Source organism: Vreelandella boliviensis LC1 (assembly GCF_000236035.1).
GTDB classification, from domain to species: domain Bacteria; phylum Pseudomonadota; class Gammaproteobacteria; order Pseudomonadales; family Halomonadaceae; genus Vreelandella; species Vreelandella boliviensis.
Map to the genome: position 1 here is coordinate 3,834 of NZ_JH393257.1, position 14,508 is coordinate 18,341.

Consider the following 14,508-nt stretch of genomic DNA (forward strand, 5'->3'; position numbering starts at 1 on the left):
CAGGCTACTCGCAATGACATTTACATTACCGAGCATTACTCAACGTGAATCACCACTTCAACCCGCCGGTTACGCGCACGACCTTCCGCTGAGGCGTTACTTTCCAGTGGTTTTGTGGCCGCCAAACCTACGGCACGTAAGCGTTGAGCATCGACACCCTCAGCTTCCAGCGCTTCCACAATGGCAATCGCACGAGCACTCGACAGCGCCCAGTTAGACGAGAACTCATCGGTGCTAATGGTCTGGCTATCCGAATGACCTTCAACCCATACTTCGCCATCATAGCGTTGAATAGTCTCTAGCAAACTGCCCACCAGTGACGAACCATCGTTGCTTAGCTCAGCCGTTGCAGAAGGAAACAGCAGTTGATCCTGCACGCGGAGACTAATTCCCTCCTCCACCCGCGATACTTCGACACCTTCAAGGTCGGGAAGATAAGTCGACTCTTCGACACGCTGGGAAAGCGCCTGATTTAGTGCAACCGCCCCTGCCACTGACTCATCGCTCACTGCCTGAACATTCACCGGAGGCCGGTCGGTTAACACCACCATGTAGTCGGCCAAAGGCGATGTAAAATCATCGCTGCCCGCGGGCATCATCAGTTTAGGCAAGGTGAAGTCCGGCTCGACGGGCGGTGGCGGTGCTGCCAAAAGTGGCGGAACCCCATAGCTGACTCTACGAGCAAGCCCTGTCAACTTGGGCAGCCCGGCGACACCCATCGCCGCACTAATCGCCATGGGGTTCAATCCTGCCCCGCTCCACCGGGCGGCGACTGCTCGCTCATGGCTTACCTGGGCCAAGGATTCGGGCAGGGGCACTTCCAAAGCCGAAGACGGCGTGTAAGCGTATTCGCTCGCACTCTCTTCCTGGTTCCACTGAGGGATTACCGGCCCAGAGGCGGCGATAATGACCACGAAAAGAGCCACCAACAAGGTCATTATATCGAGATAGCTGATCATCCAACCGCTACCACTATCACTTTCATGATAGGCCGTCATTAGCGAATCATGGCGCGGGCCGCTGCGATGATCTTCAAGCATTGGTATTATTGCTCATTAAAGTTTTTAACCTCGTGGCCGATCTAGCTAGGTATATCAAGTCAGGTACATCAAATCAGGCACATCAAATCAAGCACGTCGAATTAGGTACGTCGAATTAGGCATGGCAAACTAAGCATGGCGAACAGTCTATCAAAAGCCGTTTTGTAGCGAAAAAGGAACCACCAGGTGCGCACCCGTCCCCGATTATGTCCATTACCCTATTTCATACGTCCTGTTAGTTTGGGGCTGGCAAGCTTAATGCTCAGCGGCTGCTTTTATGCCAATACATCCCAAGCGCCGATAGCCACCACCTACCCCTATACAGAACAGCAGCGTATGCAGGCAGCCCATCACTGGGATGTGCTGGCCCGCCATGAAGCTACCAGCATTTTGCAACGCGAGCGTGTTCGCAATCGCGATTTACACATCAGCGAATCAGACAGTGAAACACTGCACGCATACAGCGGCGGTGAATTTGAACGTGGCTTTCGCGCCCTGCTGACCAGCGAGCTGGTCTCTCGGGGTGCCAACCTCACCACTGTTCCGACTGCGAACAGCGCCAACATCACCTTTAATGTCGAAGTCGTCGAACACCGTGATCGCGGTTTTATCCGCCCGCCCGTCGGCGCTTTTACCGCACTCACCGCGGGTATCGCAGTGGCTACCATTCCGTATAATCAGTGGGCCGAACCTGCGCTAGGGCTAATCCCAGCCGCTATGCTTGCCGATACCACCAGCGGTAGTTGGACGCACACCGGTAACGAAGAGATCATCGTGACCACGCAAATTATCGATGGCGAACGAATTCTCTACTCTTCCTCCAACATTTACTACATTAATGCCGGTGATCGTCGTCAATATGCCCCTCACCGCGTGCCACAGGCACCTACCACTCCTTCCGTTCCCCTTACTGATACGTGGTAACTACATGCTGATTACACTTTTCGCTGCTCGCCGCGCTCGTTCTATCAGCCATGCTACCCGTGGGATGGCCATTGGCATATCGCTACTGGTACTGGCGGGCTGCAGCGCGCTGGGTAATGCTAACAACACATCTAGCGAACCGGAACCCGATCTCTCCGAATTGGTTCATGCCGCTGCCGAGCAGATGGTTGCCAGCAATCCAGAGATAAAACGCTACAGCCCCATGATTGCCGCCACCTTCGTCAGCATCGACAATCTAAGCCAGTCATCAACGCTTGGGCGTATCAGCTCTGAAATTATGGCATCCGCACTCTCCCGCCAGGGCATGCAGGTACGCGAAGTTAAAATGCGCGACAGCATGTTTATCGAAGAGAGCGTGGGAGAGCTGATTCTTTCACGGCAAGTTCAGCGCTTAACCGCCCAGCACAACGCACGATCAATATTGATGGGCACCTATGCACAAGGCCAGGACTACGTCTATGTAAGTGCTCGGGTGGTGCGGGCAGGCGATGCCATGGTGCTTGGCAGCGCTGATTTCCGCCTGCCGCTAAACAACAACACCCGCAGTTTGTTAGAAGGCCAAGGGGGTTGGTGAGTATTTAAAAATGCCTTGGGAGTAGCTTTCTCCCATGTCATTGCGAGAACCCTACCCATATGTCATTACGAGGGCCTACCTATATGTCATTACGAGGAGCCTACCTATATGTCATTACGAGGAGCCTCCCCATATGTCATTGCGAGGAGCGCAGCGACGCGGCAACCTAAACCAGCGGTGGCGACAAAAAACCCACATCGCCACGCTTCGCTCGCGATGACAAAACCGGGGCACCTGTCATTGCGAGGAGCGCAGCGACGCGGCAATCTCAACCAGCGGTGGCAGCACAAAAACCAGATCGCCACGCTTCGCTCGCGATGACAAAACCGGGGCACCTGTCATTGCGAGGAGCGCAGCGACGCGGCAATCTCAACCAGCGGTGGCAGCACAAAAACCAGATCGCCACGCTTCGCTCGCGATGACAAAACCGGGGCACCTGTCATTGCGAGGAGCGCAGCGACGCGGCAATCTAAACCTGCGGTGGCGGCACAAAACCCAGATCGCCACGCTTCGCTCGCGATGACAAAACCGGGGCACCTGTCATTGCGAGGAGCGCAGCGACGCGGCAATCTCAACCAGCGGTGGCAGCACAAAAACCAGATCGCCACGCTTCGCTCGCGATGACAGTCTATATTGCATTAGCTGTAAGTTGATTAAATAGTTCTATGAAGAATTCTCAGGCAAATCCACTGTTACCGAGCGCCGATACTTAACCGCCATTGCTTCAATGGCGGTTTTTAGTGCTTGCTTGGCCGCGTCGTCACCGTGCACCAGGCGAATTTTCCTGGGCCAATGGCGCATTCGCTTTATAAACCTCAATAAATCCCGCTGATCAGCGTGAGCAGAGTAACCGCTGATTGTGGACACACCCGCGCGGATATCATAACGTTCACCATCTAACATTACCCAACCACCCTGCGGCCCGTAGCGCTGTATATCACGCCCCGGTGTGCCAGCACCCTGGTAGCCTACAAACAGCACCTGGTGGCGTGGGTCACCCAGCATAGCTTTTAAATAGTTCACTACCCGCCCACCGGCGCACATTCCGCTGGCGGCAATCACCACCGCAGGCCTGCCGCTTTCGGCTAAATAGCGTACCGTTTGCTCATGCGTTTCATGGCTATCCACGGTATACAGCGCATCAAAATTGAGCGGATGCCGGCCAGCTTTTATACGCTTTTGCGCTTCATCATCCCAGAAGGGTTTTAAGTCGCGATAGACCCGCGTGAATCGTGCGGCTAGGGGCGAATCGACGATAATTTCCAGCGACTGCCAAAGCGAATCATTCCCCGCACGGTGAATAACACCCTCTAGCTCGTAAAGCAGTTCCTGGGTTCGGCCGATGCTAAAAGCAGGAATAATAACCGTACCTTTATTTTCTAACGCCTGTTCTATAGCCCACTTTAAGAGGGTTGCCCTTTTATCACGCCCTTCGTGTTGTCGATTTCCATAAGTTGACTCAAGCACTAACACATCTGCTTTAGATGGCGGTTTAGGCGCAGGCAGTAAAGGAGAATTGGCCGCTCCCAAATCGCCGGAAAACACCACCCGTTGCTTATTACCCTGCAGGGTATCGTTCAGTGCCACTTCCACATAGCTAGAGCCCAAAATATGCCCTGCGCGCTTGAGCTTAACCCGCATGCTAAGCGCGACGTCTTCCACCACGGAGTGCCACTTATCATAGGCCAGTGGCACCAACTGCTTTTGAAGCTGCGCTTGAAACTGCTCAATCAAACGCGCATTGCGGGTAAAGCCAATTTTCAGGGCATCCTCAATTACCAGCGGTAAAAGTAAGGCGGAAGGCTCGGAACATAGAATCGGCCCTTTATAGCCCGCAGCCAGCAAGTACGGTATCCGGCCCACGTGATCAATATGCACATGGGTAATCACCAGCGCTTTCAGAGTGCTGATATCAAACCCCACCTCAAGCTGCGCCAGGCTATCCACGGCGGCGTCTTCCCCCTGGAACAGCCCGCAGTCTACCAGTAGCGAGTGCTCGCTATTAGCTATCAGCTGATGACAGCTACCGGTTACCCCACTGGCCCCACCGCGATGACGTATCTCCGGCCACGTATGCTGATTTTGCATGCCTAGCTCCTTATATAATTAACACTAAATAAGAAACTTATCATATTAAAATATAAATCGCCCAACATGTCGAAGCTTACAAACCCCGATAGCGGAGGATTTATAAAACCTTAACTTGTTGAGTGGTAAAGGCTAGTCAAAAAGAATTAACTATATCCACAAAAAATAGTAGAAATAACTCTAAAAAGTATTTCTTTTGTCACTAAAGCGTCGTAAATTTCGCTTTGCTGCCAACTCGCTGCGGAACAACCCACCATTACTTCCTCGCACACGCTAGTGCCCGATAATTAAAAGCGCTGCATAACAAGCGCATACTCAAAAAGAGCAAAAAATGAGCATAAAAAGTATACAAGGGATCACCAGAAGCATTTTAGCCACCGTAAGCCTAACCGCCATCGCGCCCACTGCCCTTGCGGCACTGGGCATAGAGACCAACTTTAGCGTCACGCCAGCGATGGGCGACTTCCAATCCATCGACCTATTTGGCTCTAGAAATGGCTGGCGAAACGTCCAGAGCGCTACAGACACTGGCCAGACGTACACCTATCGTTTCATTGCTATCGATTTTACCACCGATGCTACGGGCATTTTTAGCTTCGGCCAGAACAGCTACCCCATCGACACTACCATGGCAGTGTATTACAGCAGTTCTTTCGACCTAAGCAATTTGGTTGATCCTAATGTCTACAACGACGACGGTACAGACGCCAGCAAGAAGTGTGGCTCTCCCAACTGCCCACTAATCACCGCAGAGTTGGTCGAAGGCGCACGCAATACATTAGTCATCTCTACCTATAATCCAGATACTGGTAACAGCTTGGAGCTGCCCATTTCTGCCTACGCCATAGGCCCTGGCAATGTTGTTTTCACGCTTTATGAGCTAGCGCCTGAAGAGCCAGTAGAAGAGACGATACCCGAAGTACCAGAAGAAGAGCTTGTCAATGAACCCGCGCCTACGCCCGAGCCTGAAGCGCCCCCCGTTTACTATGTCAGCGTCTTTGATAGCGCCTCTGCTTTCTCTAATATCTCTGCCTATAACGCCGCCAATATCATCGACTCTACCCCCGAGCTACTGGCCTTATTCGTCGGATTGCAAAACGATGCACAACGCTCAACCGCTGCCACACAAACACTGCCCCTGCTCAATGGCAGTAGCTCGCAAGTAACGCAGGGCACACTAGCCTCAATGAACCGCACCGTTGATGCTCGTCAGGCAGAACTTCGCGGCCTTTCATCAGGGGATGAAGCCAAGCGTGCCCAATCATTCTGGATAAAGCCCTTTGGTTCCTGGGCCAAACAGGACGACCGCAATGGCGTTTCGGGTTTTGACGTAACAACCAGCGGTGTCGTGGTTGGATATGATACTGAGGCAACCCCACAGCTATTGCTGGGTGGAGCCTTTGGGTATGCGAACAGCAGTGTCGACAGCAACTCCTCCATCGCTCCCCAACAGATGGATATCGACAGCTATCAATTGCTGGGCTACGGGCGCTACGAAATAGCGCCTACGCTTGATGTCTCTTTCCAGGCCGATGTAGGCGTGAACGACAACCAAGGCAAACGTCATGTCACGTTTATCAACAGCACGGCAGAATCAAGCTACGACAGCTATACCGGCCATTTAGGACTGGGCCTGAATAAGCGTTTTACGATCTCGCCGAAAGATCAAGCGATCACCAGTCTGGTGACGGATTACACTTGGTTTAAAGACGAAGCCTATCAAGAAGAAGGCGCGGGCATACTCAACCTGAGCGTAGAAGACCGTACAACCGAGTCATGGGTAATGGGGGTTCGCAGTGAGTGGATTCACCAAATCAACAGCGCCTTCGCCTTAAACGCCAGTCTAGGCGCAGGGTACGACCTGCTGGACGAGCAAGCCGCCATTACATCCGCTTATGCCGCCGCCCCCAGCGCCAATTTCACAACTGCGGGCCTAGACCTTGAACCCTGGAACGCAAACGCAGGAACAGGCCTTACCTATACCACCCTTAACGGCGTCGATATCAGCGCCCTATACCAAGCAGAACATAGGTCTGATTTCCTGAACCAGACAGCTTCCCTCAAGGTAACGTGGGAATTCTAAAAAAAGGCTGCTCCGCCTGGCATCACACCAGGCGAGCAGCTCTCATCCTGGCTTGCCTAACGCTCGCAGGATGCGCGCAACTACCAAGCCCCGAGTCACGCTTGCAAACTGCCCAGTCGCTTGCACATCAAGCTGGCTGGGCTCGCCTAGAGCTTGGTTCAGCCCCGCTTCAGCTAGTGGGATACGGCCCTACCCCAGTAAGCGGCACATCGCACCTTACCGTGTACATTGAAGGGGACGGCTTTGCCTGGCGCAGCCGGGCACGTCCCTCTCAAGACCCGACCCCGATCAACCCCATTGGGCTAAAGCTGGCGTTACGCCACCCAAGTGGCGCAGCGGTCTACCTGGCCCGCCCCTGCATGTATCAACGCGGGCCAACAACGTCATGTAAAGATCCTGCATATTGGACACAGAAGCGCTTTTCAAAAGATGTGATTAACGTCACACAGCAAGCCATTGAACAGTTGAAACACCATTATCAAGTCGACACACTCAGCCTCGTGGGCTATTCAGGGGGTGCAGCGTTGGCCACCCTGGTAGCTGCCCAACGGAGCGACGTTAGCCAACTCATAACGGTTGCTGGCAACCTGGATACACACGGATGGATCGCTCACCACCGCCTAACCCCTATTGACGGCCCCAACCCCATCGATAATGCATCTGCCTTGGCAGAGCTGTCGCAATGGCATTTTGTCGGCGAGAAAGATGCCATCATCCCTCCCCGGCTAACACACGGGTTTGTTCAAGCGATTCCACAGCCCCACCAGGTGCAGATCATCACAGTACCCGGATTCACTCACCACTGTTGCTGGGTAGACCATTGGCAAGCGCTCTACCCAAACACTTAGCGCCTTGATCTCATCACCAAACAAAAACGCCCGCCAACACCTATAAGGTGATGACGGGCGATACAGGCTATCTTTGTTATAAATCAGATATTAGCTAGCGTTAAAACAACGACAGGTTTCAAATTCAGCGTTGTAGTTGACGCCATTTACATCAAAATCAGTATCTAAATCCAAACCATCTGTATAGCGTGAGGTAACGGCTTGGTTTTCATGGAAACGCCAAGAGGCATCTGCACCGAAAGCCGTGGTGCCGACGATAGCAGAAACCGTTACTTTTTTATCGAATGCAAAGCTATTACTGGCAATCAATGTCAAACATAATGCACTTACGGCTAAGGTAAGTGTTTTGTTCATATTTTTTTACGTAAAAAACTTCCCTACAGAGTTTCTACCGACCCAATAATTAGATCGAGCATTAGTTGAAACCGATAAACTTTACTGCAATATTAACTATAATTGAGCAGCGGATTGTTAGTCGCGGTATAAATCCGCGTGCGCCAATTCCTTCCGCTGGCGGGAATAAATCCCCCATAACACCGCAAGCAAAAACGCGAACATCATCACCCCACTATTATGCGATAAAAAACTTTGCGTTAAGCCAAAGTCGATATAGGTAACCGATAGCAACACCCCAGCCGTGGCAGTGGCGCGTATTGATAAATCACTGGCCCCCAGCTCTTTAGCAAAAAAGCGCATGGGCAGTAAATAAACCGCCAGCAAAATCACCAAACCAAACAATCCGCGCTTAGCAAAACTATCAAAAAACTCATTGTGGGCATGGTCGAAAGTAGAAGAATGTACGTTAATCACGCCCTCACTGCCTAAATCCTGCATTCCTTGTTTGTAGCCTTCTGTGCCCCAGCCAAGCAACGGTTTCTCAGCAATCAAATGACTGGCACCCCGCCACATTTCAAACCGCGCCGCTACGGAAGTAGAGCTTCTATCACCTGAAGCATAACGCTGCACTTGTTCTACGGCTTGATGAACGCGCTGTTGCACACCCGTTTCAGGCACCGTGTATACTGCGGCCCCTGCTAGCAAAACGCCCACTAACACACCTACACTATGTCTTTTGAGCATCAACGGGGCATAGGCGCGGAACAACACTAGCAGCACGAAAGGAATGCCTATCCAGCCACCCCGGCTGCCAGAAACCAACGACCCCGCCACACCAAACAAAGCCGCTACCAAAAACAATGCCACCCACAGATGACGGCGGCGCTGGGTAACCGCCCACCCCATCGCGGCGAGACACAACACCCCTAGCAGCATACTTAAATTACCAAACTGAATTGGGTTGTTGTAACCGCCTGGGCGCGCGACGCTTTCTATCACCTTCAGCCACGTCGCCCACCCCCCTGCGCCCATGGCACCCACTGCAATACCGCCCCAAAACCAGGCCAAACGCGGAGGGTAAGCCATTACTAACAACAGCACAGGAATCGCCAGCAGAAAGCGCACCGGTTTATCCATGGCGCTTATGCCCTGCCCATGCCACCACGCCTCTACTACGCCCCCCAGCGTATACACCGCCATGACTGCCATCACGAGCACATCCTGACGGTTCAAGCCAAGCGCCGGTCGTTTAATCAACAGCACCACGCTCCCCAGCAACAGCATGACGGCACCTAGCGAATAACCGCTAGGCACTACCAACGCAATCGCACAGAGCAAAAATGCGGCAAGGGACGTGTAGATCGAAATGGGAGTAGAAACAGGGAAGGAAGCAGAGAAAGAAGGGTGACTCACAGAAATTCCAAGGCTGACGTGAATTGAGCGCGAGATATTACCATACGACGTCGCAAGTATCGTCAGCGGAGGATATAAAAAGCGACTTCCAATAAGCTAGAAGTCGCTTATAAAATCAATGCTTGGCAGGCCTAGCGTCAGCCTCATAAACAACATGCTGATAGTTGGGTAAAAGATCACATACATCACCGCTGTGGGCAAAACCGCTAACGCCCCGCTTTAGCACCGCACAGGCACGGTAGCTGTCAAGGTTTCGCTCAGCTTCACGCAGCTCCTTTAATAGCACTGATAACTCGTGATGTGGCAGAATTTCTTCATGGGCACGCAGTATTTTAGGGTGCAATGTTCCGGCCACATTATCCCCAATCAATAGCTCCTCATAAAGCTTCTCGCCGGGGCGCAGGCCACTGAAAACAACCTCAATATCGCCCTCAGGGTTTTCAGCATCCTTCACCTCAAGGCCTGTCAGCTGAATCATCCGCTTTGCCAAGTCGACAATTTTCACCGAATCGCCCATATCCAGTACGAACACATCTCCGCCTTCGGCCATAGAGCCTGCCTGAATAACCAGTAGAGCAGCCTCGGGAATGGTCATGAAATAGCGTGTGATGTCTGGATGAGTAACAGTAATGGGGCCACCCTGCTCAATCTGACGGCGGAATAGAGGCACCACTGAGCCACTGGAACCCAGCACGTTTCCAAAACGTACCATAGAGAAGATGGTGCGGTGATTATCTTTTAAGGCAAAGCGAGTGGCTAAATCCTGCAGCACTAGCTCAGCCATCCGTTTGGTCGCCCCCATTACATTAGTGGGGCGCACCGCTTTGTCGGTAGAAATCAATACACAGCGTTCAACACCCAACTTAGCGGCGCTTTCCGCGATGATTTGGGTGCCGTGAACATTATTACGCACACCTTCCAGCACGTTGTTTTCAACGATCGGCACATGTTTATAAGCGGCGGCATGATAGAGAGTCTGCACCCCATAGTGGCTGATAACCGCCTCTACACGATTGCGATCGCAGACATTGCCTAGCAGCGGTACGATGGGAAACGCCTCACCCATCTCGATGCGAAGCGCTTCAAGCTCTTGCTCGATGGCATAAAGACCAAACTCACTCATCTCGAACAAGATCACCGACTTGGGCCTACCGCGCATCACTTGACGGCACATCTCACCACCGATAGAACCACCAGCACCGGTAATCATAACCACCTTATCGCGAATACTGGCATCAATCAGCGATTGCCGAGGGGGTACAGGGTCCCGCCCCAGCAAATCCTCCAGTTCGACCTCACGAAGCTGATCAACACTCGCTACGCCGGAAATAATTTCGGGCATTGAGGGCACTGTTTGCACACGCACAGGCAAATCAGCAAGTTGATCCAAGGCATGCTTGCGCTGCGCTTTGGTCGCTGTTGGCATGGCAAGCAGAACGCGCCTTAAATTCAACCGCTCGACTAAATCCTTAAAACTGGCAGGGTTATAAACTTTTATACCCTTAATGGTGCTACCCCAAAGCGCTGGATCGTCATCCATAAAGGCAGCAATGTAGAACTCGCGCCCGCTGGAAAGTGCCAGCGCTAGCTGGGCACCCGCCCCACCTGCTCCATAGATGGCAACAGGCTCCTTCTCGGTATAGTGTTTTATCAACCAATGGTAGTAACTGCGTACAAGCAGTCGGGTACCGCCCACATACACCAGGGTGACCAACGCAAAGTTAATCGGCACCGAGCGGGGAAACTGCTGCCACTGGTAGAAGAAAGCAGCCGACCACATGAGTACCGCCATCAAGAGCGAGCCTTTCACCACTGCCCACAGCGCCTGGGGGCCCATAAAGCGAACCACCGCGCGATAGAGCCCCAGCCGGGCAAACACAAAGACACCTGCCGGAGGCACAATCAAGAACAACCACCAGAAAGGGTCGATGTAATACTCTGGCCACCATTCAGCAAAACGCAGTGCATAGGCCGACCACAGTGCCAGCGGTAACGCCACTAGGTCAGCCGCGATCATGATAAAACGCTTTTTGCCCCGGCTGAGCCCGGCAATGGAACGGTGCAAGCGTCCTGATTTAGTCATACGGAATCCTTTCGATAAGGCTCAATCTGTGCCAAATAGATCGCGAGTATAGACCTTACCTCTCACCTCTTCGAGTTCTGGCACCATGCGGTTTGAAAGGATGACATCAGCCTCGGCCTTGAAGGTTTCAAGATCACGGAGCACGCGAGAACCGAAAAAGGTTTCATCTTCTAATGCAGGTTCAAACACCACCACCTCAATGCCTTTCGCTTTGATGCGTTTCATCACGCCTTGCATGGCGCTTGCGCGGAAGTTGTCAGAGCCGGTTTTCATGATCAGGCGATAGACACCAACCACCTTGGGCTCGAGCTTTATGATTTGCTCAGCAACGAAATCCTTACGCGTGCGATTGGCATCGACGATTGCTTGGATCATGTTATTTGGCACTTCATCGTAGTTCGCCAACAGCTGTTTGGTGTCTTTGGGCAGGCAGTAGCCGCCGTATCCAAAGCTGGGGTTGTTGTAGTGTTTGCCTATGCGCGGGTCGAGCCCTACTCCCTCAATGATCTGGCGGGCATTGAGTTCATGGCTCTCGGCGTAACTATCCAACTCGTTGAAGTAGGCCACGCGCATGGCGAGGTACGTATTAGCGAACAGTTTGATCGCCTCGGCCTCGGTACTATTGGTGAAAAGCACTGACACGTTTTGTTCAATGGCTCCTTGCTTAAGCAGCCCAGCAAAAGTTTCAGCGCGTTTAGAGCGCTCTCCGACGATGATGCGTGAGGGATGAAGGTTATCGTAAAGTGCCTTACCTTCACGCAGAAATTCCGGCGAGAAGATAATATTGCTGGTTTCGAAACGCTCACAGACCTCTTTAGTATATCCTACCGGTACTGTAGATTTGATAACCATTACCGCCTGCGGATTAATGGCTATCACATCCTGAATAACGGACTCAACGGTCTTAGTATCGAAGTAATTAGTCTGTGGGTCATAATCTGTCGGTGTAGCGATAACTACGTAATCCGCGCGTTTGTACGCCTGCTCTTTATCCAGCGTAGCGGTAAAATTGAGTTTCTTATTATCTAAGAAATTTTCAATTTCAGCGTCGATAATCGGGCTTTTGCGTTTATTCAGCAGCTCAACCTTATACGGATCAATATCCAGAGCAACCACTTCATTATGCTGGGCCAGTAGCATAGCGTTGGAAAGGCCGACATAACCTGTACCAGCAATAGCAATTTTCATTAAAACTCCTTTTTATTCACTTAATGAGCGCTATTGCACTGCTTCAGCCATCACGCTTTCGATTACTGAGCAGGTTTTATCAACCTCAGCTTTAGTAAGCGTGGGATGACATAGAAACATCAAACTCGCTTCGCCCAACTCATGGGCCACCGGTAACGATTGTTCAGGCCGCCAACCAGTACCATCAAAAGCTTTTTCCATATATACCTCAGAACAAGAACCTGAAAAGCATGGAACGCCCGCCGCCACCATTTCATTCTGAATGCGGTCACGGTCCCAGCCTTCAGCAAGATGTTCAGGCTCAACAAATACATAACACTTGTAAGCTGCATGGCTAATGTAGTTCGGAACATCGGGCACTCGAAGGCCCGGTAGCGCCCGAGCACAATTCCAAATGGCAGCGGCGTTGCGCTGGCGTACGGCAGTCCACTCCGGCATACGGCCTAGCTGAATGCGTCCAATGGTCGCCTGCATTTCCGTCATCCTGAAGTTGGTACCAAAGCTTTCATGAAGCCAACGGAAACCCGGCGGATGCTCACGCTCATAGACTGCTTCCCAGCTCTTACCATGATCCTTGTAAGACCACATACGCGACCAAAGCTCGCGATCATTGGTGGTCACCATGCCGCCTTCACCGCCGGTCGTCATGATCTTATCTTGACAGAAAGACCAACAGCCTACATGTCCAATGGAACCCACAGAGCGGCCCTTGTAGCTAGCACCATGTGCCTGGGCACAGTCCTCAATCACGTAGAGGTTCTTCTCACTGGCAAGCGCCATGATGTCATCCATCTCACAGGGCCAACCCGCAAGGTGTACGCAAACAATAGCTCGGGTCTTATTGGTCAGCACTGCCCTAACCGTATCTGCGGAGATATTCTGGTTATCTCGCTCTACATCGGCAAACACCGGAACGGCTCCTGCCGTTACGATGGAAGACACAGACGCCAGAAAGGTGCGTGAGGTAACAATGACTTCATCCCCTGGGCCAATACCCCCCCCCCTCATGACAAGGTCCAAAGCATTGGTGCCATTAGACACCGCAATGGCGTGTTCAGTCTGGGCGAAGAATGCAAACTCTTTCTCGAACTCACGGCCTTCTTGGCCGGTCCAGTAGTTCACTTTATTAGAGAGTAAAACATCACGAACTGCGTCAGCTTCTTCTACGGAGAATGACGGCCATGGAGCGAAAGGGCTGTTTAGCATAGGTTACTCTGACATTCAAAATTAAAATTAAAATTTACTTGTTGGCTTCAAGCGCCCCGCGGCTGGAAAATTTTCGCTGGATTGCCCACGACAGTAACACCAGGAGGTACATCTTTTGTAACAACAGCCCCCATCCCTACAACAGCCCCTTTTCCTATAACTAACGGCTTTTCAGGAGTACCCTGTTTAATTACAGCACCGGTTCCAATGTAGGCATGATCTTCAATTACAACATTGCCATTGCAACGGACCGAAGGAGCAAATGTCACATAATCACCAATCACGCAGTCATGGGCTACATAACTATAGATATTTGCGTGAAAGTACTCGCCTACTCGAATATTTGATGTAAGTTGAGTAAAATGACAGAGGATAGCACCATTCCCAATTGAAACCTGATCGAGCAAAACCGAATTTTCCGCGAATACAGATAAAACTGTGAGTTTATCTCCTTCACATTTTTTAGCCAGCTTCTCTCTTATCTCACTGTTAGCTATAGCAAAAACCATGCTTTTATGCTGAGCTTTTTCAGCCAAAAACTGCTCATAACTTAACACTGAATATCCATTTAAGGGGCTTTCAACACTACCGTCATCAACAAATACGATCTCTGGATTTGAAGACTTTAATTGAGCGCGTACTAATGGTAAAACTTCCCGGCCAAACCCACTCGCACCGTAAATACCAACTAGGGATCTAGTCAT

At 51.7% G+C, this 14,508-nt stretch carries 12 protein-coding genes; 4 read left to right on the plus strand and 8 right to left on the minus strand.

Going from position 1 to position 14,508, the window contains the following annotated elements; all coding sequences use genetic code 11:
- Nucleotides 1–35: 35 nt before the first annotated feature.
- Nucleotides 36–1,040 (minus strand): OmpA family protein, encoded by a 1,005-nt coding sequence (locus KUC_RS00015; protein WP_007110996.1) that lies wholly within the window; start codon nt 1,038–1,040, stop codon nt 36–38.
- A gap of 258 nt (nt 1,041–1,298) precedes the next feature.
- On the opposite strand from KUC_RS00015, the gene KUC_RS00020 reads away from it, so the two are divergent.
- The gene (locus KUC_RS00020; protein WP_371827729.1) at nt 1,299–1,964 is read left to right on the plus strand and encodes a hypothetical protein; all 666 of its coding nucleotides are present in this window, start codon (nt 1,299–1,301) and stop codon (nt 1,962–1,964) included.
- A 4-nt stretch (nt 1,965–1,968) separates the two neighbouring features.
- Nucleotides 1,969–2,559 (plus strand): FlgO family outer membrane protein, encoded by a 591-nt coding sequence (locus KUC_RS00025; protein ID WP_040479002.1) that lies wholly within the window; start codon nt 1,969–1,971, stop codon nt 2,557–2,559.
- Nucleotides 2,560–3,222: 663 nt separating this feature from the next.
- On the opposite strand, the gene KUC_RS00030 is transcribed toward KUC_RS00025, so the two are convergent.
- Nucleotides 3,223–4,647, minus strand: coding sequence for an MBL fold metallo-hydrolase RNA specificity domain-containing protein (locus KUC_RS00030; protein WP_007110999.1), 1,425 nt, complete (start codon nt 4,645–4,647; stop codon nt 3,223–3,225).
- A 331-nt stretch (nt 4,648–4,978) separates the two neighbouring features.
- Between KUC_RS00030 and KUC_RS00035 the strand changes: the two genes are divergently transcribed.
- Nucleotides 4,979–6,730 (plus strand): autotransporter outer membrane beta-barrel domain-containing protein, encoded by a 1,752-nt coding sequence (locus KUC_RS00035; protein WP_007111000.1) that lies wholly within the window; start codon nt 4,979–4,981, stop codon nt 6,728–6,730.
- A gap of 101 nt (nt 6,731–6,831) precedes the next feature.
- Nucleotides 6,832–7,578 (plus strand): alpha/beta hydrolase family protein, encoded by a 747-nt coding sequence (locus KUC_RS00040; protein ID WP_050804792.1) that lies wholly within the window; start codon nt 6,832–6,834, stop codon nt 7,576–7,578.
- Nucleotides 7,579–7,668: 90 nt separating this feature from the next.
- Here KUC_RS00040 and KUC_RS00045 read toward each other — a convergent pair whose 3' ends face one another.
- The 6 genes from KUC_RS00045 to KUC_RS00070 form a co-directional block, all read right to left on the minus strand.
- Nucleotides 7,669–7,932, minus strand: coding sequence for a hypothetical protein (locus tag KUC_RS00045; RefSeq protein WP_007111002.1), 264 nt, complete (start codon nt 7,930–7,932; stop codon nt 7,669–7,671).
- A gap of 117 nt (nt 7,933–8,049) precedes the next feature.
- Nucleotides 8,050–9,327 (minus strand): O-antigen ligase family protein, encoded by a 1,278-nt coding sequence (locus KUC_RS00050; protein ID WP_244264713.1) that lies wholly within the window; start codon nt 9,325–9,327, stop codon nt 8,050–8,052.
- A gap of 115 nt (nt 9,328–9,442) precedes the next feature.
- Nucleotides 9,443–11,410: a polysaccharide biosynthesis protein gene (locus KUC_RS00055; RefSeq protein ID WP_007111004.1), complete on the minus strand. Its 1,968-nt coding sequence runs from the start codon at nt 11,408–11,410 to the stop codon at nt 9,443–9,445.
- 21 nt (nt 11,411–11,431) lie between these two features.
- Nucleotides 11,432–12,598: a nucleotide sugar dehydrogenase gene (locus KUC_RS00060; RefSeq protein ID WP_007111005.1), complete on the minus strand. Its 1,167-nt coding sequence runs from the start codon at nt 12,596–12,598 to the stop codon at nt 11,432–11,434.
- A 30-nt stretch (nt 12,599–12,628) separates the two neighbouring features.
- Nucleotides 12,629–13,804, minus strand: coding sequence for a DegT/DnrJ/EryC1/StrS family aminotransferase (locus tag KUC_RS00065; RefSeq protein WP_007111006.1), 1,176 nt, complete (start codon nt 13,802–13,804; stop codon nt 12,629–12,631).
- Nucleotides 13,805–13,851: 47 nt separating this feature from the next.
- A complete protein-coding gene (locus KUC_RS00070) occupies nt 13,852–14,508 on the minus strand; it encodes an acetyltransferase (protein ID WP_040479007.1) in 657 nt (218 codons plus the stop codon).

Coding starts and splice junctions, on each gene's coding strand:
- KUC_RS00015 (WP_007110996.1), bottom strand. CDS start 1,040: ATGCTTGAAGATCATCGCAGCGGCCCGCGCCATGATTCGCTAATGACG.
- KUC_RS00020 (WP_371827729.1), top strand. CDS start 1,299: ATGCTCAGCGGCTGCTTTTATGCCAATACATCCCAAGCGCCGATAGCC.
- KUC_RS00025 (WP_040479002.1), top strand. CDS start 1,969: ATGCTGATTACACTTTTCGCTGCTCGCCGCGCTCGTTCTATCAGCCAT.
- KUC_RS00030 (WP_007110999.1), bottom strand. CDS start 4,647: ATGCAAAATCAGCATACGTGGCCGGAGATACGTCATCGCGGTGGGGCC.
- KUC_RS00035 (WP_007111000.1), top strand. CDS start 4,979: ATGAGCATAAAAAGTATACAAGGGATCACCAGAAGCATTTTAGCCACC.
- KUC_RS00045 (WP_007111002.1), bottom strand. CDS start 7,932: ATGAACAAAACACTTACCTTAGCCGTAAGTGCATTATGTTTGACATTG.
- KUC_RS00055 (WP_007111004.1), bottom strand. CDS start 11,410: ATGACTAAATCAGGACGCTTGCACCGTTCCATTGCCGGGCTCAGCCGG.
- KUC_RS00060 (WP_007111005.1), bottom strand. CDS start 12,598: ATGAAAATTGCTATTGCTGGTACAGGTTATGTCGGCCTTTCCAACGCT.
- KUC_RS00065 (WP_007111006.1), bottom strand. CDS start 13,804: ATGCTAAACAGCCCTTTCGCTCCATGGCCGTCATTCTCCGTAGAAGAA.
- KUC_RS00070 (WP_040479007.1), bottom strand. CDS start 14,508: ATGACTAGATCCCTAGTTGGTATTTACGGTGCGAGTGGGTTTGGCCGG.